Source organism: Ancylobacter sonchi, assembly GCF_018390695.1.
Lineage (GTDB): Bacteria > Pseudomonadota > Alphaproteobacteria > Rhizobiales > Xanthobacteraceae > Ancylobacter > Ancylobacter sonchi.
Genome location: NZ_JAHBGF010000036.1, coordinates 660,977 through 686,697, shown reverse-complemented (window position 1 = coordinate 686,697; position 25,721 = coordinate 660,977). Strand labels below are relative to the sequence as shown.

At 60.1% G+C, this 25,721-nt stretch carries 13 protein-coding genes, 1 pseudogene and 1 other annotated feature; of the genes and pseudogenes, 6 read left to right on the top strand and 8 right to left on the bottom strand.

Annotated features, from left to right (window positions below; all coding sequences use genetic code 11):
- The first annotated feature begins 530 nt into the window (after positions 1 to 530).
- On the top strand, positions 531 to 755 hold the full coding sequence (locus KHC28_RS23955) for a hypothetical protein (protein ID WP_214010853.1): 225 nt from the start codon (positions 531 to 533) through the stop codon (positions 753 to 755).
- 12 nt (positions 756 to 767) lie between these two features.
- Here the strand turns inward: KHC28_RS23955 and KHC28_RS23950 are convergent, their stop codons facing one another.
- Complete coding sequence (locus tag KHC28_RS23950) at positions 768 to 1,025, bottom strand: hypothetical protein (protein WP_214010852.1); 258 nt, start codon at positions 1,023 to 1,025, stop codon at positions 768 to 770.
- A 257-nt stretch (positions 1,026 to 1,282) separates the two neighbouring features.
- On the opposite strand from KHC28_RS23950, the gene KHC28_RS23945 reads away from it, so the two are divergent.
- Complete coding sequence (locus KHC28_RS23945; protein WP_214010851.1) at positions 1,283 to 1,615, top strand: hypothetical protein; 333 nt, start codon at positions 1,283 to 1,285, stop codon at positions 1,613 to 1,615.
- Between the two features lie 31 nt (positions 1,616 to 1,646).
- On the opposite strand, the pseudogene KHC28_RS23940 reads toward KHC28_RS23945, so the two are convergent.
- Positions 1,647 to 2,885: pseudogene (locus KHC28_RS23940) on the bottom strand (IS3 family transposase).
- Positions 2,484 to 2,600, bottom strand: a sequence feature (AL1L pseudoknot). It overlaps the preceding pseudogene by 117 nt.
- 256 nt (positions 2,886 to 3,141) lie before the next feature.
- Between KHC28_RS23940 and KHC28_RS23935 the strand changes: the two are divergent.
- Positions 3,142 to 3,951, top strand: a complete 810-nt coding sequence (locus KHC28_RS23935) for a response regulator transcription factor (RefSeq protein WP_214010850.1) — start codon at positions 3,142 to 3,144, stop codon at positions 3,949 to 3,951.
- Positions 3,952 to 4,573: 622 nt separating this feature from the next.
- On the opposite strand, the gene KHC28_RS23930 is transcribed toward KHC28_RS23935, so the two are convergent.
- The 6 genes from KHC28_RS23930 to galE all read right to left on the bottom strand — a co-directional run bounded on the left by KHC28_RS23930 (position 4,574) and on the right by galE (position 12,705).
- The gene (locus KHC28_RS23930) at positions 4,574 to 6,082 is read right to left on the bottom strand and encodes an oligosaccharide flippase family protein (protein WP_214010849.1); all 1,509 of its coding nucleotides are present in this window, start codon (positions 6,080 to 6,082) and stop codon (positions 4,574 to 4,576) included.
- A gap of 180 nt (positions 6,083 to 6,262) precedes the next feature.
- On the bottom strand, positions 6,263 to 7,447 hold the full coding sequence (locus tag KHC28_RS23925) for an acyltransferase family protein (RefSeq protein ID WP_214010848.1): 1,185 nt from the start codon (positions 7,445 to 7,447) through the stop codon (positions 6,263 to 6,265).
- Positions 7,398 to 8,702 carry an O-antigen ligase family protein gene (locus KHC28_RS23920; protein WP_214010847.1) on the bottom strand — a complete coding sequence of 435 codons (1,305 nt, stop codon included), beginning with the start codon at positions 8,700 to 8,702 and terminating at the stop codon, positions 7,398 to 7,400. The genes KHC28_RS23925 and KHC28_RS23920 overlap by 50 nt, the downstream gene beginning before the upstream one ends.
- A 600-nt stretch (positions 8,703 to 9,302) precedes the next feature.
- Entirely contained in the window at positions 9,303 to 10,022 is a 720-nt protein-coding gene (locus KHC28_RS23915) for a sugar transferase (protein ID WP_214010846.1), read from the bottom strand.
- A gap of 246 nt (positions 10,023 to 10,268) precedes the next feature.
- Positions 10,269 to 11,294 (bottom strand): glycoside hydrolase family protein, encoded by a 1,026-nt coding sequence (locus tag KHC28_RS23910; protein ID WP_246565121.1) that lies wholly within the window; start codon positions 11,292 to 11,294, stop codon positions 10,269 to 10,271.
- A gap of 415 nt (positions 11,295 to 11,709) precedes the next feature.
- Positions 11,710 to 12,705: a UDP-glucose 4-epimerase GalE gene (gene galE / locus KHC28_RS23905; RefSeq protein ID WP_246565120.1), complete on the bottom strand. Its 996-nt coding sequence runs from the start codon at positions 12,703 to 12,705 to the stop codon at positions 11,710 to 11,712.
- Positions 12,706 to 13,140: 435 nt separating this feature from the next.
- Here galE and KHC28_RS23900 point away from each other — a divergent pair, with 435 nt between their 5' ends.
- From KHC28_RS23900 to KHC28_RS23890, 3 genes are read left to right on the top strand one after another with little or no spacing between them, the layout of a single operon-like run.
- Positions 13,141 to 14,997, top strand: coding sequence for an amino acid adenylation domain-containing protein (locus tag KHC28_RS23900; RefSeq protein WP_214010844.1), 1,857 nt, complete (start codon positions 13,141 to 13,143; stop codon positions 14,995 to 14,997).
- Complete coding sequence (locus KHC28_RS23895; protein WP_214010843.1) at positions 14,994 to 23,066, top strand: non-ribosomal peptide synthetase/type I polyketide synthase; 8,073 nt, start codon at positions 14,994 to 14,996, stop codon at positions 23,064 to 23,066. Before KHC28_RS23900 ends, KHC28_RS23895 begins: the two co-directional genes overlap by 4 nt.
- A 23-nt stretch (positions 23,067 to 23,089) precedes the next feature.
- Complete coding sequence (locus KHC28_RS23890) at positions 23,090 to 25,627, top strand: condensation domain-containing protein (protein ID WP_214010842.1); 2,538 nt, start codon at positions 23,090 to 23,092, stop codon at positions 25,625 to 25,627.
- Positions 25,628 to 25,721 lie beyond the last annotated feature (94 nt).

Here is a 25,721-nt window from a genome sequence, read left to right as displayed (position 1 = left end):
CTTCGCGACAATCTCTTCAGGCTTATGCTTCTTCTGCGCCATGGCGCCATCCTCCAAAGGCCCGAAAGCCTACTTCACGGAGGACCACTTTCCAGGGAGCAGGCCAAAGGCCAAGTGGGCATATTCGTCGAGCTCCAGCGGAAGCGTTGCAATATCGAGCCGCACCGCTCGTCACTATGTCGTAGCCCTCCGGTGCTGACCGGGATCATGCCGCGCTGCCAGATCGCATCAGGTTCGAATACCAAGTCGACTATGCGATGGACTGAAATCGGGACTACTCAATCGGAGCGATTTATTTCTGAGAAAGTAATTCGGGTTTTCGGCGTCGTGATTGACAGTCCGTCAGATATATAGAATCTCGAATCTTTGAATCGCTCCGAACTTTGAGACATTCTCACATTTCGGTTGAACAACGGTCATTACGGTTTGGTAGATGACAAATTTTCGCTGAGATCCATCCATTTATCATAGTCGACTTCCCCGCGGCTCGGATTAACAATGGCGGTAGAAGTGTAGGGGAAGCGGTGAACATGGACCGTGACATGTTGAGAGCTATGGCTTTGATTGCATTCCTTTCAGGAAATCAAGCTGTCGCCCTTCTCAGATCGAAAGATGCTATCACTCGACAGGACGCCATCGACCTTTATGACCGCGTCTTGCTGGCGATCGACGCTTTGCAGGAACAAAGCGAGTCAACCAACGGCGTTCTGGATCGGGCCAGAACGCTGGTGGAGGCGATGATCGACCAGTGTTAACCGTGGGGAAGTCTAGGGAACGTCTTCCCTTAAAATAGCAGTTTCTGGTACCTGACCAAATGACGCGATAATCACTGGCTTGCTAAGGCTATTCTCATCGGAGCCCGAGTCGCGTGAGAAGGCGATGGCACCCAGCCTGATAATGCTAAGCCGCTTGGCAATCCGTGTCGCGTCCTCTGAGGTGCGGGCCTCGATTGGAATGCCAACACTGGTCACGCCACGCTTGCCGGTCTCATAGGCCTGAACGACGTAAAAGGTCTTTTTGTTCATTGCCTGTTCCTCAGCCCAACCACAGAAGCTCAAGCTCAAAATCCGCGAGATTGTGGGCTGGCGAAACATGAATCAGGTTACCTCCAAATCGGTCGGGTAGAATGCCAATTCGGATATGATGACCGGGGCGTGGGCCTGCTCGGTGATTGCCTAGGGCACTTCTCATTCGGTCACTGCGCCGAAGCGGGGCATCTCTCGCAGTATTCGGCGGGCACGTCAAAAGGAGCATGCTGGACTAACCCGAAGAGGGCACAGCGGTGGCGCAGAACCGCGCTATGGAGAAACATTCAGAGCGCAGCGCTGGGGGATTGATTATGGCCGGGGACGAATTCGATCCCGAAGCAATGCTTGAGAAACATGCTCACCACGAGACAACGGTCGGTGTGTCTCCTCCGCCAGAAACGCTGGCCGGCTGGAGAACGAGCTATCACTACCCATCATTGCCGGCCGCTATGACGGCGATATGCGCCGCAACATTACCCGCGCTGTACGACGTCGTCGTGCACGCCCAATCAGACATCCGTATCGATCAGGATCAGTTGCGCGCGTTGATTGCGTATGTTCTCGCTCGGCAGCAGACTCCAATCTAGCAGATACTGATCGACCTGCTTAGCTTTCCGCTCAACAATGGGCCTCCTTGAAGGAGCTTTCGAGCCTTTGGGGGATGGCGAAATCACGCAGAAGAAGCGCAAGCCTGAACAGGTCGTCGCGAAATCGTGCCAGATGGTTGAACCCGTCGACGCAGGCGAGCGTCGCGAACTCCACGGCCTCGAAGGAGCGCAGGGACCACGCCGATGGATGAGCTCGGCCTTGTAGAGGCCGCTGATCGTCTCGGCGAGGGCGGTGTCGTAGCTGTCGCCGACGCTCCCGACGGAGGGCTCGATGCCCGCTTCGGCCAGACGCTCGGTGTAGCGGATTCTGACATATTGCGAGCCGCGGTCGCTATGGTGCGCCAGGCCGCCGCGATGAACGGGCTGTCGCTCGTGAAGCGCCTGCCCAAGAGCATCCAGCACGAAGCCGGCATGAGCAGTACGGCTCACCCGACAGCCGACGATGCGGCGGGCGTAGGCGTCGATCACGAAGGCGATGTAGACAGAGCCTGACTAGGTGCTGACATAGGTGACGTCGGACAGCCACAGCCTGTTCGGCGCCGGGGCATGAAAGACCCGGCTCACTCGGTCGAGCGGGCACGGTGCCGCTTGATCCTGCACGGTTGGGCGGATCGGCTTGCCGCGGATCACGCCGGCAAGGCTCATGCCACGCATCAGCCGTTCTACCGTGCAGCGAGCCACGTCGACCCCCTCGCGCAATCTGGCGCCAGACCTTGCGCGCACCATAGACCTCAAAGTTCTCGGCAAAGACCCGAGCCACCGCCGGCCGCAAGGCCTCGTCCGGCTTCGCTCGTGCCGACAGTTTTGACCGATCGAGCCGCCGGACGGCATGAGCATGGTAGGTCGATGGGGCGATCGGCAGCAGCTTGCAGATCGGCTCGACCCCATACGCACCACGGTGATCATCGATGAACGCGATCATGTCTTCGACCGGCGGTCGAGCTCCGCCTGGGCGAAATATGCCGATGCCTTGCGCAGGATCTCGTTCGCCTGCCGCAGCTCGCGGTTCTCGCGCTCGAGGGCCTTCAGCTTCGCCGCCATTGTCCGTCGACACTCCGGCTCGGCGGCCAGCGTCGACCTCGGCCCTCTTCACCCATTCGTTCAGCGAGTGTGCCGAGCAGCCGATCTTGGCCGCAATCGACACGATAGCCTGCCAGCGCGAAGGGTGTTCAGCCGCGTAGTCCAGCACCAGCCGCACAGCCCGCTCGCGCACCTCGGGCGAGAACTTGTTCGTCGTCTTGCTCGTCATAGCCCCATCCTCTCAGGAGTTGGGGCCTCCGACAAACCCGGAGCGGTTCAGAGGCATCCGAACGTGACTCCGCATACGTCTTTTGAACTGTCTCGCTAACGGTTCAAAATTCGTAATATTCCCTTGGGTTATGTGCGCCGCAAAATACGCTTCAACGGTCATGCGCCCAAACTGATATGTTGTCTTTGTTCGCAAGAATATGAAGTGCATTTCTGTCATCGAAGGGGGCGTGTACGTAAATAGGGAGGGATATATAATGAACTTCGAGTGCTCCAGTGTATATAATTCCGTATCAAATCAAAAAAATCGCCATTCGGTATCTCGTAGTAGTTTGTATGGCGATGTTGAAATGATTCCGAATAAGGATCTCGTGCATGCAGAGCGGGGCGGGGCGAGAATTATTTTAATAGAACCTCGCATACTTCACGCTCAATGCATGCTGCAGTCGCTCCGCGCGGCTGAGTTCTCTGTCGAGATAGAACGCTACGGGAGCCTGTCTGAGTGGATGCAAGCAGAGGACAGCGGCGATACGGCGCTGGTGCTTTTGTCCATGACTTCCGCACCCGGTGGAGAGAGCGTTGCGGCGAGCCTGGAGCGTGACATTGCACAGCTCAAGGCGCGCAGACCTTCCATCAAGTTCGCTGTCCTGTCGGATCATGAAACGCCCACTCTCGTCCTGAGGGCCATGCAAGGGGGCGCGCAGGGGTACCTTCCGACGAGTCTGTCGGTCGAAGTGCTGGCTCAAGTCCTCCAATTGTTGAAGGCAGGCGGTACTTATGTGCCGACCTCTAGCCTTATGGGGATGGTGGCTACTCCAAAAGGAGATTTCGGTCAGCCAGCCGATGGGGGGTCCATTTTCGGATCGCACCGCCAGATGCTGGTCGCGCGAGCACTAAGCAAAGGTGCGCCGAACAAGGTTATCGCTTACCAGCTTAGCATGTGCGAGAGTACCGTGAAGGTTCATGTGCGTAATATCATGAAGAAGCTTAAGGCAAAAAACCGGACCGAGGTTGCGTTGCTCATTTCTCAAATGATTCCGGAAGGAAATGGCGAGTATAATAAGTAAATATATTTCTAAAGTTTCCGTGGTTTTAAGAAAATATTGTGTCGATCCGGATGCGGATGGCAGCAGATCGGAGTGCCGTGCGCGAATTTTCGTATGTCGGTCATGATTGATCGTCTCCCGGAAAATCGGATCGTTTGAGGCTGGAGTGTTCCGCGCCGGGATCCATTCGCTGGAGGGGCGGAACACGATGACAGCATCGATTTCGGGATGCGCAAAAGGTGTTCATCCTGTAGCAGGGAGCGGGCGGCTGCCGCTGGGCTGGGATCCGCCAGATGGCATCCTTCAACGAAAAGGACATGAGGGCCTTGCCCTGCTTGACATGCGACAGCTGAGCTGACGCAGCTCGGGGATGAGAAGACGAAGCTGAGGAAGCTCGTCACTGATCTGCCGCTCGATCGTGAAATTCAGCAGGAAATCATTCGCCGGAAAGCCGGAGGCTTGGTCGCGAGCGCGAACTGGCCGGCATGACGTATAATGAGTGGCAGGTGTCGATCCGGCGGGCCTGCGCGACTCCGGAATGCCGGGGCGTCGCCACGCACTATGAAAAGATCTCAAAATCCCTCACGGCCTTGCTAGGCCTCACCGCAGCAAGGCTATGACCATAGACGTCTGTCTACAGTGCCTAGGTTTCTCCGGTACGCGAACCACGGGCACTCGTACTGCGCGTGCGGATCTCGTGGTGGGTGGTCCGGCAAACTCGTCTCAGGATATCGAAGACCAAGTCGACCTCGGCCTCAAGGGCGTGTCCGGTCCAGCGGATAGCTACGATCCAGGCGATCACCGAGCCTATGCCAACCATTATGCCCTCGGTAATGGAGAAGTCGAAGTCAAATCCATTCAGTGCGACTGCCAGGAGCGGTACCAATGCGGTCGTGGCTGCTGTCACGGCGCTCTTGCGTAAAGTGTTGGCCAATTCGCTGAGGTTGAACGGTGCGTACAGACGGATGAGATACAGCGAAAAGCCCGACTGGGTACTGATGGTCAGAACGATGCCGAACCCCATGGCGGTCAATCCCCATCGGGAGAGGAGCAAAGCAAAGCCTATGCTGCACAGGAGGCCGACTAGCGAGCCGATCATCGCGTGGCGGATTCCTCCGGCTGCAGCCAGCAGCGGATAGGAGAGTATCGTCGGAAAACACAGTAGCAGGCCGAGCGAGATGATCTGGATCAGGGGAACGATGTCCAGCCATTGCGTGCCGAGCAAAATCAGCACGGCGGGATGGGCGAGGCAGGCCAATAGAAGCAAGGATGGCCACTGGATCGCGGTGATGTAAGCGGTGGCCTTGAGATAGGCGCTCGCCAGATTGCGCCCGGCCCGCGCCTCCGAAGCAAGGGCGGGCAGCGCGACCGGCATGAGGCCGTTCAAAAGACACTTGTCGGGCAATTGGCAGACCATGACCGCGCGGCTGAACAGGCCGACGGCATTAAAGTCGATGAGACGGCCGATGATGAGTGACGGCACGAACTCCTGAAGTTTCCAGAATATGCCTGCCGCGCTCGAATACCCGCCAAATGACAATATCTCCCGCCATTCCGCGAGGCTCGGGCGGAATATCCGCATATCACCGTGTAGCAGCACGGCCAGTACGGCCGTTACGCCGGCGCCGGCCCATATGCCCCAGGCAAAGCTCATATAGCTGGCGCCCATCACCGCGAGCGAAACTGTCACCAGAGCGATTGTCACGGCGCTGGCGACGTTGATGATTGCCACAACCTGGAACTGCATGTCGCGGCGTAGGAGCGCCAATGGTGGCGCCGCAAAAGGCCCCATTAGTAGCCCAAGTGCCGTAATGTGAAGATAGAACTCCAAGCCCGCTTTTCCATAGAACTCGGCAATCGGGCTCGCAGCTGCCCATAAGGCTGTCGCTACGGCCAGCGTTAATGTCAGCATGACCGTAAACGCTGTGCGCGCGGCAAGGTGCGTCGCCGACCGAGCCTGGATGAGATATCCGCTGGTACCAAAGTCCCTCAGACATTCGGAAAATCCGATTGCCGCCGCTCCGATGGCCAAATAGCCAAACTCCTCGGGCGTCAGAAGGCGGGCAAGCGTTGCGACCATGACGAAGTTCAGCGCGATGGATACATAGCGTTCGGTTATGGAAAAGAACAGCGCTCGTCGAAGTCCGACCATGAAATCCTCACTTCCTGTGCCGGAGAAAAACGTAGAGCCATCTGCGTCGCGGATCGGCGCCGGAAGCCGTGGAGAACAACTAGCATCGGCGGCCCTTGTGCCGGCCCGCATCGACAGTATCCGGCACGGTCCAAGAGGCGAGCCGCTACGCCTTTAGAGAGCTCCCGCTGCCCAAGTGCCTTAGGTGGCGTCGCCCATTTGGCGAGGGGTCTGGCGCAATCGTCTGTTCGCCCAGGCCATGATCGGCATCTCGAACCAGTGATAGGTGATGCTGGCGAGCGTCACGGTGATGCACCAGACGACGACGAACAGCAGCAGTCTCGACGGTATGGCGAGCGTCGGATCGGCGGAGATCACAGTGGTGAACAGTACCCAGAGGACGAGTGCGTGATAAAGGTAGCCGCCATAAGAGACGCGTCCCACAAAGACAAAGGCGGGCCATGCAAGTGGGCGGGATAGCTTCGGCTTGATCAGCGTCCACATGATGGCGCTGATCCAAACGAGATCGAGGACCGTGTAGAGTACGGTCTCTCTACCATTGCCCCAGAGTACGCCCGATATGATGTTGCGAACGATGTCGATGCCCCTGGAGCCATTGGAAATATTAATTCCAACGTAAGTGGCGACATATATCAGCATCGCTATGGCGGCGATCATTGAAAAATATTTCACTATTATTGGATGCGCCCGGAGCCGTGACTCATGGCAAGCCACTAGCGCACCCATAAGAAAGGCGTCGAACTGGGTGAAGGAACTCGCATAAACCCCGAACGCAACGAAGTCCGGATCGGGGGACATCCGGTAGAGAACTCCCGACATCAAGTGGCGGATCAACGGGCCGGCGGCAATCAGTATGGTGGCAACGGCAAGAAATCGACGACGCGGAAGGATCAGAAACAACGCTGGAAATACCAGATAGAATTGTTCCTCGACACTGAGCGTCCATAACGGTCCGAAGGGGCCGTCGGGCGCCGGCCAAATTTGGAATATCGCTTGCCAATTGAAGGTGAACGTCAGGAGAAAGGGAATATTCTGGATGCTCTCTGTTCGCTCGGTGAGAAGAAGAAGGCTCGATCCAAGCCCGAGATATAGGAGATAGATCGGAACGATACGAAAGAAACGCCTATAGACAAATGTCAGGTAGCGGCTTCCCTCGGGCATGGGCAGGCGCGTTAGATCATCTTGAACAAACCTCCGCGTGATGACGAAGCCGGAGATGCAGTAAAACAGCCATACGCCGGTCCACCCGAAAGGGGCGATGCCGCAATGCTGCGCAATCACCATCGTCATGGCGATCGCTCTCAGGCCATCGATCTCATCCAGCCGTTGCTGGCTGGAGGGGCCCTTCGCCTGGACGGGAATCATATCGGTTTTCCTGAGGGACGGAGCCCTTGCGAATGGGCTCGGTGGGCGGCAGTCCTGTCGAGGGTCGTCGCTGGCGTTGCAGGTAACGACGACAGCCGTACAGCGTCGCCAATGAGATGAAGAACAGGACGCCCGGATCGGCGGCTCCACCGCCGATGGTTGCGGCAAGCAGCGAGGTCAGGGCGGCGGCGCGCACGCCGTCATGAAGGGCGATGACATTGCGGGGCTCGGAGCCGAGAGGAGGGTTTCCCCACTCTCCGCGATGTGGCGACCATGCGATGGTTACCATCAAAAAGCCAAGCAGCATCGACCCGATCAGTCCGAGTTGCGAGAGAGCTGCAATGGCCCAGCTCGAGGCGCGCGAACTGCCTAGGCCGATGCCGAACGTCGATGTCGTGAAGAAGGAATCCAAGCTGCGCTGATTCCAGTAGGCGCGCTCGATGCCCGATGACGAGTTCGATTTCTCGAGTATGGTGGCGCGTAGCAACGTCTCCACCTTAGCGAAGGCTTCGTCGTTTATCAGCACCAGGGCGAGGATGACCGTAACAGCGATCAACACCGCTCCGAGCCAGGTCGCATCAGTGTGCAGCAGGCGCCCGCGCAGCAACGAACGTATGGCCGCCAGAAACGCGACCATTACGAGCACTGCAAGGCCTGCGTAAGCGGTGCTGGAAGTCGACAGCAGCGTTAACGACAGCAGCGCGATGGCTAGGATCAGTGCGTTGCCCGAACGCGTGGCTCTCCAATAGGTGAAGGAGAAAGCCAGTCCCGCCAGTGCGGCGGCTCCGAACGCCGAGGCCTCCGGATGAAGGCCGGTTATTCTCCAGAAACCGGCATGTTCGGTTTCCGTGAGCAGCGCGTAACCCGCCGTGCGGAGTGGAAGTAGAACATCTCCTCCACCTGCCAGCTTGCTGGCGAGATCGAGGACGCCCGTTGCGGCGTTGAGCCATGTCCAGAAAAAGAAGCCCTTACCGATGGCCCGAAGAAGCAGGTATTCGTCGTTATTCCTTTCCTGGGCATGGGGAATTATTTTTGCCTGTGTTGCGCCGGATCGCGCCAGCAGCAGGAGGGTGAGGCTAAAGAATATGAAGCCGCCGAGGACGAAATACCCGCTCTGTGCGATGTTGCCCGATACGGGCGCGAGCGGCACCTCCGAGACAAGTCCGTCCACCGGAACGAACGCTCCCGTCATGCCAGCGAAAAGCCGTGGCAGGATGATCGCCGATCCTGAGGCGTAGATGAGCAGGGCGAGCACGGCCCAAGCGGTCGGGCATTCATGAAATATGCGTGCGAGCTCGTCTGGGAGGCGGCGCCTCACCAAGATCGAAATGATAAGTATCATTTCGAATGCGACATAGATCAAAGGTGTGCCTAGGCCACCAAGTGATGCGATCGAGGTGCTTCCGAACGCCACAGAGGCAATCAGGGCGACGATCAGCGATCCTGATCGAGTTCGACCAAATGCCAACAATAGAGTGCAAACAGCTAATCCTATAATCATCGTTTGCAAGATTTGTAAATCCCATATTGTTCCGTGTGTCGATTTATAATACAATTAATTAAATGTAGAATTAAATGAGAGTTGATCAAATGATGAAGTTCATGACTGTATTATATATATTGGCTATTGGAGTAATTTCTGGATTTCTAATGAGGGTATATTTGTTAATACCGTCAAGTTTGTTTGTATTAATTTCTGTGTATATCGTCACCACTTCATGTGGTCGTGGTGCCTTGGATGCGATATGGGTCGGATTTTTGCTGATGGTTGTCTATCAGCTGTCCTATTTTGCAGGGGTCGTTGTTGATTCGTTGCTTGATCGCGAATAGGTGTTGCTCGGAGGCAATGTGCGATTCAAGACGTTTGATGTGACTTCAGCATTGCCGGCGCCGTGCGGGCGATGATTCCTAGATCCTTCCACATCGACCAATCGTTCACATAAGCGGCGTCCAAGGCTACGCGCTCCGCATAGGTCAAGCTGCTGCGTCCGCTAACCTGCCAAAGTCCGGTCAAGCCAGGCCGGGATTTGAGGTACTTTTCAGCCTCTATGCCGTAGAGTTCGAGCTCTTCCGACACGATGGGGCGGGGCCCGACGCAACTCATGTCGCCCTTAAGGACGTTGAGCAATTGGGGGAGTTCATCCAGGCTCGACATACGCAGAGCTCGACCGAGCCACGTAATGCGCGGGTCGTTCTTGAGCTTACGGGATTGTTTCCATTCCTCTGCCGCCTCCGGGTTCTCAGCAAGGTGGCGTGCCAGCACGGCCTCACTTCCGGCAATCATGCTTCGGAATTTCAGGCATTCGAAGGGGGTGCCGCCGAGGCCGACGCGGACATGTCTAAAGATGACCGGGCTGCCCATCGTAATCCGTACCAGTGCTGCTACTGCGAGCATTGGTACGGCAAGCGCGGCTAGACCAAGAGAGGCGAGGGTGATGTCGATCGCTCTCTTGGGCCATCCTCCCGTGCACACGTGGTCGCTTTGCTGAGCTGCGGGAGGGCTGGATGGGGTGTCTGTGGCAGGCAGATCGTGCTTTACGAGCGCAAGCGTATCGAGGTTGATCTGTATATTCATGATCTGTCATTCCTCAACATCATTTGCTTTGTTGTCCATAATATTTATATTCTGTAATTTAAAATAAATATTATAGATGGTTCGATGCTTATCGATCGTGTGTCCTAAAATTTGAGTTTTGTTTTATATTTATTGATTGAAATTACTTCTGAAACGAGGCGTTCGTAAATGAGCTATTAAGACGTAGAGGGGGTGTGGGAGTGGGACGACTTTATCCTTTTGGGACGCTACGGTGGGTGTCGGCGTCTACCTGTGGGCGTCGGCGATGAATTCCTGCACCGCTAGGAACGCCGGCTTGGGTTCAGCCGGCTGCCAGCCGCCGTCCTGCCTCGGGGTAAGAGTGTGCAGTCCCATGAATGCTTCGTAGCTGGGTGCCCAATAGGGTTCGTCGAGCAATTCGTAAATATGGGCCGCTTCAACCTTATAGGGGGCGCTTAGTTCTTCCAGCCGCTTCATCCACTTGATGAGGCCTTGCGCCTGCTCGGCTGCTCCGCCTTGGCTGCCATAGGGGTGGTTAAATTCGGTAACCCAGATCGGCTTGCCAAATGTCGCGAGATGTTTGAACCCCGGCTCAGGATCCTCTCCATACATGTGCCAGACGGAGATGTCCCAGGCGATGCCGTCCTGATGCAGCCGGTCGAATATGCCAAGGTGACCCCAGCCTGCGGTCCCGATCGCGCGGCGGGCTGACGGGTTCGACGCCTTGATCCCGTCGGACAGGCCACGCAGAACCGCGGCCACTTTCACATAGCGGGGTCCGAAATAGTCAAGGGGGCCGACTCCACCGGCAATTCCCCACTCGCAAGGATATTTGCTGCCGTCGTCACGCATCTCGCACGGTCGGATCAGCGCGTAGTTTTCCATCTCATTGCCCAGCTCCCACACATGTACCGTGCCGTCGAAGCGCAGGGCGAATGCCGAGGCTAGTTCATAGGCAGCCTTGTAAAGTTCTTCCACGCCCTGTTCGTCGAGGTTGGTGGGCAGGATGAGCACCGGAAGTATCGTAATACGGCGCTTTCTACCTGCCTCGATAAGAGCGCTGAGGCGATCCATCTGCTCGACCGAATAGACGTCGACGCGGTACGAGCGCATTCCGAGCTTTTCGACCAAATCAAGCTGTTCGTCGACGGAGACTCCGGAATAGGAGACGATGGGGTGTCCGTTGACCCCCCAGTCGATCTCCGCCCAGCAGGGGGCGCAAAGACAGAGGGACGCAAGAAGGATTAGTAATATCCGATAAATGGTGCCGGATCCGGGCATGCTGATCTCCATGTCGTTTCGATCATGGAGGTACGGTATGCGAGAGTTGATTTTGGGAAGACTATACTTGCGCGTTGCGCTCAGGCGAGCGTGCCAGGTTTATCTGGTGCGCATGACGTCAAGATCGCCATCAGGTCAGCTGGTAAGAGCATCTGGCGTAGGCAATTCGTCAGGTGCTGCCAACGGATACGTTGTGGGGGCTGATCGACGGCAACGACGTAGGGCTTGCCGTTGGGTGAAAGGATGTCGGTGAGGGGGTATTGCCATCCTGGATGGATGCCCTCCGGTCCCGTCGAGTGCCGTCCCTCACCGTCCGCAAGTTGGCGCAAGGGCGGGGCAGTCATTTTTGTCTGGGGAGGGGGCTAGATGTTTCGCACGTCTGTGGGATGACAATGATGGGAGATCACTACGTGGATCACGCTGGGGATTATTCGGAGTTTGTAACTGGCCATTCAAGGCTGGAATATGCCTGCCAGGCATCAGAGATCATGAGCTCCAGCGAGGAGCGCTTTGGTTCCCAGCCGAGTTCAACCGTCGCGCGAGCGCTCCCTAATACCAGCTTTGCGGCGTCGCCGCGCCTGCGCGGCCCGATCTCGACAGGAATTGGGCGATTGGTAAGGCGCCTTGCCCGCTCGATGACTTCGCGGACCGAAAAACCCTTGCCGCTTCCCAGGCAGAAAATGCGATTGCCTTTTCCGGCCTCCAGCCATTTCAGGCCCAATATATGGGCGTCGACCAGGTCGCTTACATGGACGAAATCGCGGATGCAGGTGCCATCGGGGGTTGGATAGTCTTCGCCGAACACCGTCAGCGTGGAACGTTCGCCTGAGGCGACTTCCAGAATGATCGGGATCAGATGCGTCTCGGGATCGTGAAACTCCCCGCATTCGGCATCCGGGTCGGCGCCTGCGACGTTGAAGTAACGAAAGATGACGGATCGTAGGCCGTGGGCATTTCCAAAATCACGAAGCATGTCCTCAATGGCTCGTTTCGATGCGCCATAGGCATTGATCGGACTTTGGGGAGAGTCTTCCGCCAGAAGCACACCATCCTGATCTCCATAGGTGGCGCAAGTAGAAGAAAAAATGAAATCAAAACATTCTGCGTGAACTGCGGCCTCGATGAGTGTCAATGAAGAAAGGATATTGTCTCTCCAATATTTTCCTGGATTTTTGACAGCCTCTCCAACTTGGCTAAGTGCGGCAAAATGCATGACCGCCTTCGGCTTCCAGCGAGAGAACGTCTCGTCCAATCTCGCTCGGTCACGCAAGTCGCCATTTTCAAGTGGGCCATACTTGACTGACCTCGCCCAACCTGTGGAGAGGTTGTCATAACTTATGGGATTGTATCCCGCGGTTTTCAGCGCCTTACAGCAATGAGATCCTATGTATCCAGCGCCGCCGGTCACAAGTATATTTTTCATCGTATTGGTTCCAATTAGTTTCATCAAATATTTTATTTGTGAAATTATGTGATTGTTTGATATTTAGATAATAGTTTCCGTGTGGCTTGTTTAATTTCATATTTGATATGAGGTGGATTTTTATGGATATTTCGATTCTTGCAATGCGGATTTGGTAATTGTTGCTGATATGTGTTCTGGTGAATGGTGTAATTTTTATATAAATTTATCTTTACGGGTATCGTTGTCGGCGCACGCGCGGTCCTGACGGTCTTGGAGTACGGTAGAATATCTTTTGGTGGCGGGGCTGGCCTCAAAAGAGGTAGCGAGATCGTCGTTTTCGACGGTGTCACTTCACGACTTACCAGGAAGACTTGGTGCTGGTTCGTCGCTGCCAGGTACCCGAGCGGGTGCGACCTGGTCACCTGAAATATTCATTGCTCTCATAGGTTTCCAATGTCCGTTTTCGATCGCGAATTCACGGTTCATGGTGCCTTTACGCGACAGGCTTCCGTGTCGCCTTCCGCCATCGCGATTAGCGAGGCAGGTGCTATCTACAGTTACGAGGATCTCGAACGCCGATCCAACCGGCTGGGGCGTTATCTGGAAGCTCGCGGTGTCCAAGCCGGCGATCGCATCGCGCTTCTGGCGGAGCGATCCGCCGACACGATTGTGGCTATGCTTGCTATATTGAAGGTGGGCGCCGCATTTGTTCCACTCGATCCGGCATATCCTGTCGCGCGCCTCGCCGGAATGCTCCGCGACGCGGCTCCGGTTCTGGTCATCGGACGTGCGTCGCTGGCGCATGACGTGGCGGCCGCGGCCGGCGATAGCTTTGTTGATCAGTCGGTGATTCTCGCCGCGGCCGAGCCGTTCTCGGCCGAGCCGTTGTGGGAGCGCGCCGATGCCGGAGATCCGGCCTACGTGATGTACACGTCGGGTTCCACCGGACGCCCAAAAGGTGTGGTGGTGCCGCATCGCGCTATCGTGCGGTTAGTCTGCGAGCAGAATTATGCGCGTTTCGCGCCGGACGAGGTGATGCTCCATCTGGCACCGCTCGCCTTTGATGCCAGCACCTTCGAGATTTGGGGGGCGTTGCTAAACGGTGGCCGGCTTGCCGTCGTGCCGGGCGCTCAGCCCTCTCTGGACGATATTGTGGCGGCTATCTCTGCCCATGGCGTGACCACCGCCTGGTTCACGGCGGGGTTGTTCCACCTCCTCGTCGATCAGAGGCTGGAAGGGTTGCGGCCGCTTCGTCAGATACTGACGGGCGGCGATGTCGTGTCCCCCACTCATGTGCGGCGGGCACAACAGGTGCTGGCGGGCTGTCGCTTCATCAACGGCTATGGTCCGACCGAGAACACGACCTTCTCCTGTTGCCATCTGATCGGGAGGGATGAGGTTGCGCCACTGCCAATAGGCCGGCCGATCGGCCACAGCACGGCCTATGTCCTCGATGACGAACTGCGTCTGCTGCCCGAAGGCGAGAAGGGACAGCTTTGCGTTGGCGGAGAAGGGCTTGCCCTAGGCTATCTGAACGCACCGGAGATGACGGCGGAGAAGTTCCGCTTCGTCCCATCGGTTGGTGAGCGTCTCTATTTGACGGGCGATGTGGTGCGCCGGCGGCCGGATGGAGTGCATGAGTTTTTCGGGCGTGCCGATCAGCAGGTGAAGATAGATGGCAAGCGGATCGAGATCGAGGAGATCGAAACCGCGCTGCGTAACGAACCCGATGTCGCCGACGTGGCCGTGGTGGCCTGCGGCGATGCTGGAGCTAAGCGGCTCATCGCTTTCATAAAGCAGGCGCCGCAGGCGTCGCGCGATACTCTCATCCGCACGATTGGCGAGCGGATGCGCCGCGTTCTTCCAGCCTACATGGTGCCGTCAGGCTTCCGAGTGGTCGAAACGCTGCCTTTGACGGCGAATGGCAAGATCGACCGGACGCAACTCATGGCCATACCAGACGAGGCCGCATCTGGCCCTACGCCAAGGGTCGGCCTGGAGGAGGCGGTAGCTCGGATCTGGGGCGAGGTCCTGGAGCTGCGTCATGTGCCGCGCGACGTCAGCTTCTTTGAGCTCGGCGGCACCTCGCTGAGATTGATGAACGTGCACGCTCGTCTGCCCAGCCTCGGTCGGGCGCCGTTGCCCCTCGTCGAATTGTTCGACCACCCAACGGTCGCCAGCCTTGCCGCCCGGTTGGAGACAGGCGCTGTGTCGGGTGTTCGGCTCGAGGTCGAGGCGGCCGCACGCGCGGGCTCCCGGCAGGCCGCGCTCAGACGCATCCGGGAAGGCCGGCTGGGGAGGGCGTCATGAACTCGCATGCTTTCGCTGCCACAAATGATGACGCCCTGCGCGAACTCCTTGATCTTGGCGCCATCGCAATCGTTGGTGTCGCCGGGCGCTTCCCCGGCGCGGGTTCGGTCGAGGCATTCTGGGAAAATCTGCGCCGGGGCGTCGACTGCATTACCCATTTCGGGCCGGGGCAGATCGACGATACCTTCGGCGACGAAATACATCGGGATCCGAACTATGTGGCAGCCCGGCCGATCCTTTCGGACATAGACAAGTTCGATGCGCCGTTCTTCGGCATGCACGCGCGAGAAACAGCGCTGACCGATCCCCAGCATCGCGTGCTGCTGGAGTGCGCCTGGGAGGGACTCGAGGATGCAGGCCACGATCCGGCATCCTTCACCGGTGCAATCGGGGTGTTCGCTGGCTGCTCGCTCAACACTTACTTCCTGCGCAATGTCTGCGCCGACCGGCGGGTGATCGAAACCTTCACCGACGAGTTTCAGGTCGGGCAGTACCCATTGCTGGTCGGTGCGGGCCACGATTTCCTCGCCACACGCATTGCCTACAAGCTGGGGCTGCATGGTCCCGCGATGACCGTCGCCAGTGCCTGTTCGACGTCGCTGCTGGCCGTGGCGCAGGCTGTGCAAAGTCTGCAGACCTACCAGTGCGATATGGCACTGGCGGGAGGTGTCTCGATCTCGCTCCCGCAGCAGCGAGGTTACGTGCATCAGGCCGGAGGGATGGTCTCGCCGGATGGACGATGCCGCCCATTCGACGCAGCCGCTGGCGGCACGGTGTTCGGCAGCGGTGCCGCGCTTGTGGTGCTGCGGCGGCTGGAGGACGCGCTGGCCGACGGCGACCAGGTCTATGCCGTCATACGCGGCTGCGGCATGAACAATGATGGAGCCGACAAGGTCGGCTTCACGTCGCCGAGCCCGGAATGGCAGGCTCGGGCCATCGTCTCGGCGCATCAGCAGGCGGGGATCACCGCCGACAGCGTCGGCTATGTGGAGGCGCATGGCACAGCCACACCCCTCGGCGACCCGATCGAATTTTCGGGCCTCACAAAGGCGTTCCGCGCCACCACGGATCGCCGCGGTTACTGCGCCCTTGGCTCGGCCAAGGCGAATGTCGGCCATCTCGATGCCGCCGCCGGCGTTACGGGACTGATTAAGACAGCATTGGTGCTGCGGAAGGAGGAAATTCCACCCTTGCTGCATTTCGAGCGGCCCAATCCCGAAATCGATCTGGGCTCCAGCCCGTTTGTCGTCGATCGGGAGCCGAGGAGCTGGCCAGCGGGAAAGACGCCGCGCCGCACCGGCACCAGCGCCTTCGGTGTGGGCGGCACCAATGTGCATATTGTGATGGAAGAGGCGCCACGGCTTCGAGCCCGTTCTGACGCCATCGAGGGCAAAACCTTCGTCTTTCCGCTCTCGGCGCGTAGTGATCTGGCGGTGACACAGGCGGGGGCGGCGCTGGCCGATCACATCGAGCGCATGCCGGCATTGCGGCTCGATGATGTCGCCTACACCCTGCAGGCGGGGCGCCGCGCCTTCGGGCGTCGCTGGGCCGTCGTGGCCAGCTCTCGCGACGAACTGGTCAAGAAGCTGCGTGGCGACGCCACCATTGGCACGGCTGCCGAGAAGCGGCCGATCGTCTTCATGTTTCCGGGGCAAGGCTCGCAGGCCTGGAACATGGGACGGGGCCTGTATGAGACCGAGCCGCTGTTCCGTGAGTTGGTCGATCGCGGAGCCGCCTGCGTACAGGAGATCACCGGTACCGATATCCGCGACCTGCTGTTCGCGGAAGTTGAACCGGGCGATCCGAACCCGCTCAATGCCACGATCAACACCCAGCCAGCGCTGTTCCTCATCCAGTATGCGACCGCACGGCTGCTGATGAGTTGGGGCATCAAGCCCGACGCGATGGTCGGCCATAGCCTCGGCGAACTGGTGAGTGCTGTGCTTGCCGGCGTCTATGAGTTCGAGGATGCAGCGCGCGCCATCGCGGAACGCGGACGCCTCACCTACGCTCAGCCGCCCGGCGCCATGCTGTCGGTCCGACTGCCAGTTGAGGAGCTCGAGCCGCTGCTTCCCGTGGGCGCATCGATCGCGGCTGCGAATGGGCCGCGGCAGAGCGTAGCCTCCGGTCGCTCCGAGGCAATGGATGCATTGCAAGCGACGCTGGAGGGACGCGGTATCGCCTTCCAGCGGCTGAGGACGACCCACGCCTTCCATTCGCCGATGATGGAGCCAGTGATGGAGGCGCTGGTGCGACGGTTCAGCGCCATGTCGGCTCGCACTCCCGAGATCCCCTACGTTTCCTGCGTCACGGGTACATGGGTCGACACAGACCGTCCGGTCGCCGCCGAATATTGGGGGCGCCAGTGCCGTGCGCCGGTGATGTTCGCCCGCGCGTTGGAGACGGTCGCCGAGCTCGACCGACCTGTCCTGATCGAAATCGGTCCCGGGCGTACGCTGACGACTTTCGCGCGTCAGACGCTCGATAAGGAGCGCTATGGCGCCCTGCTCACCACCTTCGGTGCCGCCGGTGAAGAGGCGGTCTCGCTTCGCGACGTCGTCGCAATTCTGTGGAGCCGTGGCGTGGAGCCGAACTGGGAGGCTGTGACGGGGCCGGATTGCCGCCGGGTCTCCCTGCCGACCTATCGTTTCCAGCGCGAAAGGTACTGGGTCGATCCTCCCATGTCTGCCGCCTCCACGACGCAGCCGACGCCACACGGATCGCACCAGAGCGATGCCGTGTCATCCCAACATGTCGATGATCCTCACAATGGAAACCTCCCCATGGCCGATGCAGCCGAGCCGCTCCGTTCCGCTATGAGCCGAGCAACCGAGGTGGAGAGCGAGCTTGTCGCCGTTCTTGAGGATCTGTCCGGGGAAAAGATCCCTGCTTCGGAGCGCCATGCCTCCTTCCTGGAGTTGGGCTTCGATTCGCTGTTTCTCGCCCAGGTGGCAACTCGGGTGCAGCAAACCTTCAAGGTACCGATAACGTTCCGGCAGCTGCTTGCCGATATTCCGACCGTCGCTGATCTGGCGCGTCATCTTGCGTCCAGCATGCCGGCTGCGCCCCCGGCATGTGCGCCAGCAAAGGCGATGGCGGTACCCGCCGCCGCACCGCAACCGTCGCCCATCGTGGCCGCCTCCCCGCCGGCCACGATGGCGTCGCCGGCGCCTCAGGCGCCGGGTGTTGGTGTGGCGGCGGGAGTGGGCGGCATGACCGATCTTTTCCGCCAGCAACTCGATGCCATGCAGCAGGTCATCAACCAGCAGATCACCGCGCTGCAAGGGGCTCCCATGAGCGTCGCGGGAGCTGCGACCGCTTCCGCGGCCGCAATCGCTGCTCCTACTGCTCTCGTGGAGCCGGTGCCTGCCGCTCTCGCGCCGGCATCCACGGCGCCGGAGACTTTGGAGGAGCAGCCCATGCGCTTCCAGGTGTATCGCGCGGCGAAGCCGGCACCGGCGGCACTTACCGCCAAGCAGAAGGACTTCATTGCGGAACTTTCGGATCGCTTCAGCAAGCGTGCTGCAGGCTCCAAGGCCTATACCCAACAGCATCGCGAGGGGCTCGCGGATCCGCGAGCGGCGGCCGGCTTTCGGGCCGAATGGAAGGAGACGGTTTTCCCCATCGTCTGCGCCCGTTCGAAGGGCCCGCGTATCTGGGATGTCGACGGCAACGGCTATGTCGACCTCGTCAACGGCTATGGGCAGACGGCTTTTGGTCATGCCCCGGATTTCGTGCTGGAGGCGGTCGCCAGGCAGATGGCGGATGGCTTCGCCATTGGGCCGCAATCACCGCTTGCCGGCGAGGTGGCCGACCTCGTGCGTGAGCTCACCAACAACGAGCGCGTGACCTTCTGCAACACCGGTTCGGAGGCCGTGATGGCCGCGATGCGCGTCGCGCGCACCGTCACCAGACGCAACCGGGTCGTGCTCTTCAGCGGCGGCTATCACGGGCAATTCGACGAGGTCCTCATCAAGGGCGGCAGCCTCACTGCCCCGCCGCGCGCGCTGCCCGTCGCACCGGGCATCCCGACCGGCTCGGTCGGCAATATGGTGGTGCTGCCCTATGCTTCACCTGATAGCGTGTCCTGGATCAGGGCGAATGCCGACCAGATAGCGGCAGTGATCACGGAGCCGGTGCAGAGCCGGCATCCCGGGCTGGTGCCGGTCGACTTCCTGCGCGAGTTGCGCGAGATCACCGAAAAATCGGGTGCGGCCTTCGTGCTCGACGAGGTGGTGACCGGCTTTCGTACCCATCCCGGCGGCATGCAGGCGGTGCTCGGCATCCGCGCCGACATGGTGACCTATGGCAAAGTGATCGGCGGCGGCCTGCCTATCGGTGTGCTGGCGGGATCGGCGCGGTTCATGGACGCGCTCGACGGAGGCCAATGGCGCTATGGCGACGAGTCTGTTCCCGAGACGGCCCCGACGTTCTTCGCCGGCACCTTCGTGCGCCATCCCCTGGCGTTGGCTGCGGCTCGAGCGGTGCTGTTGCATCTACGCGAGGCTGGGCCGGCCCTGCAGGAAGGGCTTACACAGCGAACCGCGGCGCTGGCGGGGCGCATCAACGCCGATCTCGAGCGGCGCGGGATCGCGACGCGGGCGGAAACCTACAGCAGTTGGTTCTATCTGAACTTCCATGAGGAGGACCGGTTCGGCGCGCTCTTCTTCCCCTATGCCCGCTCGATCGGCCTGCACATCCAGGACGGTTTCCCGAAGTTCCTCACCACCACTCACGGCCAAGCAGAGATCGAGGAAATCGAGCGCATCTTCTCGACCAGCCTTGATGCGCTGCAATCAGTTGGCATTCTCGCCGGCAAGGGTAGGCCGGACGATGCGGTTCGTCCGGCTGCCACCGCGCCGGTCGCTCCTGCCGCACCGGCGCCCGAGCCGATGCCCGACCAGATCACGCCGACCGAGCCGCAGCGCGAGATCTGGCTCGCCGCGCAGGCCGGCGATGCCGCGTCCTGCGCCTTCAATGAATCGGTGAGCCTGCGCTTCGACGGCGTGCTCGACGCCGACCGCCTCGAGCGCGCCTTGCAGGCAGTCATGGCGCGCCATGACGCCCTGCGGGGGCGTTTCGAGGCGAGCGGCGAGCATTTCATCGTCGACGACGTACTGACAGTGCAACTCCAGCGGATTGATGTGAGCACGGCTGCTAACCCGGAGGCCGAGCTGGCTTCCGTCCTCGCCGACGATGCTGCGACGCCGTTCGATCTTGTCGCCGGTCCATTGCTGCGGGGCAGGGTGCTTACGCTCGCACCGGAGACGCATGTTCTGGTGCTGACCGCGCATCACATCGTCTGCGATGGCTGGTCGATGAACATCATTCTCGACGAACTCGCCCGCCACTACACACATGACGGTCGTCCAGGTGTGATCGACCTGCCAGCACCGATGGCGTTCCGGCACTATGCCGCGCGGCAGGCCAAGCCCAGCCGCCGCCGCGAGGACAACGAAGCATACTGGCTTCGCCGGTTCGACACGTTGCCGCCGGACGCGGAGCTGCCGTCCGACCGCCCGCGCGCCGCAATGAAGAGCTTCAAAGGCAGCACGCATCGTACGGCCATTGATGCGGATCTCTACCGCGCGGTGAAGAAGGCCGGCGCTCGGCAGGGAGCAACATTGTTCACCACCCTTGCCAGCGCTTTTCAGATCGTCATGTGGCGTCTGACCGGGGAGGCGGATCAGGTGGTTGCCATCCCCACCGCAGGCCAGAGCCTGGTGGAAGGTGGCTCACTCGTGGGGCACTGTGTGAACTTTCTCCCGCTGCGCACGGCGGTCGATGGCAAGACGGTCGCAGGCGACCTCTTGAAGTCGGTGCAGAAGGAGATGTTGGAGCTGAACGAGCACCAAGACTTCACCTTCGGCACGCTGGTGCGAGAATTGCGCCTGCCGCGGAACCCCTCACGGCTTCCATTGACCCAGGTGCAGTTCAACCTGGAGCGGTTAGGAGACGCACTGGACTTCGGAGGGCTGGCCGCCCGCGTTGTTCCCAATGCCAAGGCCTTCACCAATTTCGACATCTTCCTGAACGTCATCGAGGGGCCGGAAGGTCTGCGTCTCGATTGTGACTACAATACCGATCTGTTCGATGAGGCGACCATCGCCCGTTGGCTGTCGCATTTCGAGCAGATGTTGCGCTCGCTGGCGGAGGATGCTGCGCGGCCGGTAAGCGAGCTGCCGATCCTCGACCCGGCCAGCCTGCATTGGCTCACCGCAACGCTAAATGCCACTCGGCGGGACGATATCGATCTGCGCCCGCTGCCTGATCTGTTCCGGGCGCAGGTGGCACGCACACCCGACATCACCGCGGTGCGCTGGCACGAGCGTGCTTTGTCCTATGCGGAGCTCGATCGCGCCTCCGACGTCCTGGCGGAGCGGCTGCAACGGCTCGTGCCGCAGGCCGGCGGTCGAATTGGTTTGCTGGTGAAGCGCTCGCCCGATCTCATTGCCGGCCTGCTCGCCATCATGAAGGCTGGCCATGCGTTTGTGCCACTCGATCCAGAGCACCCGGAAGCACGGCTCCGGCTCGTCGCCGACAAGGCCGAACTCGATGCACTACTCAGCGATGATGCACGGGCGGCCGAGTTGGTCTCCGGTTTGCCGCTGATCGACCTGTCGGTCGCTGTCCCGGTCGAAGAGGCGGAGGTCGGCCTGTTCCCGGTGATCTGGCCGCAGGACAGCGCCTACGTGATTTTCACCTCCGGCTCGACCGGAACACCCAAGGGGGTGGAGGTCAGTCACGAAGCGCTGGCCAACGTGCTGTGGTCCTTTGTCCAGCGTCCCGGCTTTTCCGCTGGGCAGACGCTGCTGGCAGTGACCACCGTATCTTTCGACATCGCTATTCTCGAACTGTTCCTGCCCTTGATTGCGGGGGGAACTGTACTGATCGCCGACCGGGAACAGGTGCGGGGCGGCTTTGGCTTGAAGGAACTGATCGATATTGAGCGGCCTTCCCACATCCAGGCGACGCCATCGCTCTGGCGCATGTTGCTGGAGGCGGGTTTCCGTCCCTATGACGGTCTGACCATGCTCTGCGGTGGCGAGCCGCTGCCGCGCGACCTCGCCGAACAGCTGGGGGGTGGTGCCGGCGCATTGTGGAACGTCTACGGGCCCACCGAAACCACGATCTGGTCCAGCGCCGGTAAAGTGGCGCCGGGCGAGGGGCCTATCACCATCGGCGAACCTCTGCTCAACACGCAGTTGCATGTCGTCGATGTCAGTGGCCGTATCGCGCCGATCGGTGTCGCGGGTGAACTGATAATCGGCGGCAAAGGGCTGGCGAAGGGATATTTCGGCCAGTCCGAACTGACCGCCGGGGCTTTCCGTTCGGAGCACTCGGCGGGTGGTGTACCGGCGACCTTCTATCACACCGGCGATTTGGCCCGCAGGCTCCCGGATGGGCGCATCCAGCATCTCGGTCGGCGCGACCTGCAGATCAAGCTGAGGGGCTTCCGCATCGAGCTCGAGGATATCGAGAGTGCGGCTCGCTGCTGCCAGGGCGTCGCGGCAGCGGCGGTCGCCCTTGTCGGAGAAGGCGTGAGCGCGCGGCTGGTCGGCTACTATGTCGAGCAGCCCGGCGAGACCCTGCAGTCCACCGACCTGCAGTCGCAGGTAAGCCAGCTGCTGCCGGACTATATGCGGCCCGCCTCCTGGATGCGGCTCGATGCCCTGCCGCTCACGCCAAATGGCAAGCTCGACCGCAAGGCGCTGCCGAAGCCAGATGTGGGTGGGCCGGCGAAAGAGCGTTTCGTACTGCGGCCCCGTAACGCGACCGAGCAGATGTTGGCCGAGATCTGGGCTGAGGTGCTGCAAATGCAGGACATCGGTGTAGAGGACAATGTCTTCACTTTGGGTGCGGACTCCATCCAGGTGTTCCGCATCGCCGCCCGCATGCTGGGGCGCGGCCTCGGTCTGGAAGCTCGGCATCTCATGCTGCATCCCACCATCGCGGAGCTCGCGCAGGTCGCCGAAGATCTCGCGCACCGCGGCCCGGTATCGGCTGCCCCTCCGAAGTTGAGCAGCTTCCGTCGTACCGCCGCGCATGCGGCACCCGAGATCGTCTGAGCGGCATCGTGGAGACGAGTATCATGGAGCAGGTTGCAATGATTATGGAGAGCGGGTCGGAGCCGCTCCGCTTTCCATGTTCCTCGTCGCAGCAACGCTGTTGGTTCATCGACTCGCTGGACCCTGGAAGCGCGGCGCTGAACGTGGCTCTTCGCTGGGAGTTGACCGGAATTGTTACCGACGAGACGGTCGAAAGAGCATTCAATACGATCGTCGAGCGTCACGAGGTCCTGAGAACCCGTTTCGTCGAGATAGACGGCGAGCCTATCCAGGAGGTGGCACCGGAATTGCGCCTGAAGCTGTCCGTCATCGATCTACGGCATCTGCCGGAAGAGCGGAGGGAGGGCGAGGCCCGCAGATTAGCCGAGGGCGAGGCCCAGAAGCCTTTCGACATTCACGACCTTCCGTTGATCCGCATTACCTTGCTGCGACTGGCCGATGAGCGGGCAAGCCTCCTGCTGACCGTGCATCAGATCGTATTCGACGGCTGGTCCATCCGGGTAATTGCTAGTGAGTTCGGCGAGATCGCGGCAGCTTATGATGCGGGACGGGCGCATCCGCTCCCGGAACTGCCTCTGCAGTATGGCGACTATGCCCGATGGCAGAAGGAGTATCTCGCGGTCGAAGCGGCGAAGCATGAGCTCTATTGGCACGAACAGCTCGTGCGAGCGCCCTATCTGGAGGTCCCAGGCGATTTCGAGAAGCCGGCCCGCGCGACGCATCACGGCGTCATCCTCGCGGAGATGCTTTCGCGGGAAGCCAGCGACCGGATGGAGGAAGTGGCCCGACAACTCGGTGTCACGCCGTTTGCGCTGGGATGTGCGGTGACCGTCGCGCTGCTCAAGAGGCTAACCGGCCATACCGACATCGTCCTCGGCACTCAGATCGCCGGGCGTGATGAGACCGACCTCGAACCGCTGATCGGCGTCTTCATCAACAATCTGGTGCTGCGGGTCGATACACGCCATGCCCGCAGCTTCTCGGATCTGCTGGCGCGGACCAATGAGACCGTCCGCGAGGCCTTAATGCATCAGGCGATGCCATTTCATCGGCTGGTCGAACTCCTCAATCCACCACGCGATCCAGCCCGTACGCCACTGATCTCCGTCAATTTCACCATGCTGAAGGAGGTTCTTCAGTATCGGCAATACGGCCGGTTCCGATTGCAGGGCGTGCCGTCGCTGTCGGCAGGATCGCTTTACGATCTGAATTTCTTCGTGGTGAAGTGGCGAGATGGCTGGCGAATGGCCATGGAGTACAATCCCGACATTTTCCGCGAGGACACGGCCCGGGCTTTCGTGGCGCTCTGGCGTACCGCCTTCGAGCGGGCCATTGCGGAGCCCGATTTCTCGCTGGACGCGCTGGTCCCGCCGGAACGCAGCACACCGGCACTCGTGGTCTCCAAGATGCAGGCTGTCGAGGGGGGGCCTTCCTCTCCAGCTGCCGATCCCGTGATCGAGGCCGCCTTGGCGGAGATATGGGAGGAGTTGCTGCAGAGTGGTCCACTCTCGTCCGAAGCCGATTTCTTTGCGCTCGGAGGTCATTCATTGCTTGCTGTCCGGATGCTCGCGCGGGTGCGCGAGCGGTTTGGGCAGCGTATCGACCCGCTTGTTCTGTTCGATGCGCCAACCCTCGGCCAGATGGCGCGCCGCCTGAGCACCACCGTCACGCCAAAAGCCGTAGCGCCGTCCGTCGACGGAGGACTCAAGCCGTGGAACATCGTGTCGATCCAACCTCACGGGAGTGAGGTTCCGATCATCGCCATCAACAACACATTGGCCTACTACAATGTTGCGCGCGCGATTGGCACCGATCATCCCTTCATCGGCATTCAGCTGTTCGACCCAAATACGCCCCAAGAGTTGGAAGAGAGATCCTTGGTCGACGTGGCGCGCGACTATGTAAGGGTGATCCGCGCGGCTCGTCCGACAGGACCCTATGTGTTATTCGGGCTCTGCGTTGCGGGTGCGATCGCCTATGAAGCAGCCCGTCAACTCGAAGCGGAGGGAGAGGTTGTTCCTCTCGTGATCCTAGCCGACACTTGGCGGCCGGGCTATCTCAACGAGTTGCCGGCCCGCCAGCGCGCTACCTTCCAGCGCGCCTATCGATGGCATGTGCTGAAGCATCATTACGCCCAATGGTCCGCCGGGCAGGCGGAACTGGCGGATGTGCTCGCCAGCTATCCTAAGATTCGCCGGACTGGAATTCTAAAAGCAGCGGTGCGGTTGGGATTGATCGAAGATCGTTTGTTCAATCAGGAGGATTGGGGAAATCGCTGGTTCCTTCCCGTCCTCGAGCGCGCCAGGGACACTTATAGGCCGGAAGCTTTCGGTGGCCGCATGGTGCTGCTGCGCAGCGAAGAAATGATCAGCGGCGGCCTTGGCGACGACATGGGTTGGAACACGGTGCTCCCGAGGCATCCGGACTTCCATTCCATTCCTGGTTGGCACGCGGAAATGTTCCAGGGAGAGGGGGCGCAGGTCATTGCCCGGTATGTGCGGCCTCGGCTCAGGGAGATCTCGATGACGCTACTGTCGCCTTCGCGGCAGGCGGCCGAGTGACAATCCCGTGCCGGGCCATCCACGAGATCCGGTACGAGGCCAGATACGAGCCTCACATTGGAGATGGTCGGGCGCCGCGCTGGCGTTGTTCGTC

Coding starts and splice junctions, on each gene's coding strand:
- KHC28_RS23910 (WP_246565121.1), bottom strand. CDS start 11,294: ATGGAGATCAGCATGCCCGGATCCGGCACCATTTATCGGATATTACTA.
- galE (WP_246565120.1), bottom strand. CDS start 12,705: ATGAAAAATATACTTGTGACCGGCGGCGCTGGATACATAGGATCTCAT.
- KHC28_RS23895 (WP_214010843.1), top strand. CDS start 14,994: ATGAACTCGCATGCTTTCGCTGCCACAAATGATGACGCCCTGCGCGAA.
- KHC28_RS23925 (WP_214010848.1), bottom strand. CDS start 7,447: ATGATTCCCGTCCAGGCGAAGGGCCCCTCCAGCCAGCAACGGCTGGAT.
- KHC28_RS23950 (WP_214010852.1), bottom strand. CDS start 1,025: ATGAACAAAAAGACCTTTTACGTCGTTCAGGCCTATGAGACCGGCAAG.
- KHC28_RS23935 (WP_214010850.1), top strand. CDS start 3,142: ATGAACTTCGAGTGCTCCAGTGTATATAATTCCGTATCAAATCAAAAA.
- KHC28_RS23915 (WP_214010846.1), bottom strand. CDS start 10,022: ATGAATATACAGATCAACCTCGATACGCTTGCGCTCGTAAAGCACGAT.
- KHC28_RS23930 (WP_214010849.1), bottom strand. CDS start 6,082: ATGGTCGGACTTCGACGAGCGCTGTTCTTTTCCATAACCGAACGCTAT.
- KHC28_RS23955 (WP_214010853.1), top strand. CDS start 531: ATGGACCGTGACATGTTGAGAGCTATGGCTTTGATTGCATTCCTTTCA.
- KHC28_RS23890 (WP_214010842.1), top strand. CDS start 23,090: ATGGAGCAGGTTGCAATGATTATGGAGAGCGGGTCGGAGCCGCTCCGC.
- KHC28_RS23900 (WP_214010844.1), top strand. CDS start 13,141: ATGTCCGTTTTCGATCGCGAATTCACGGTTCATGGTGCCTTTACGCGA.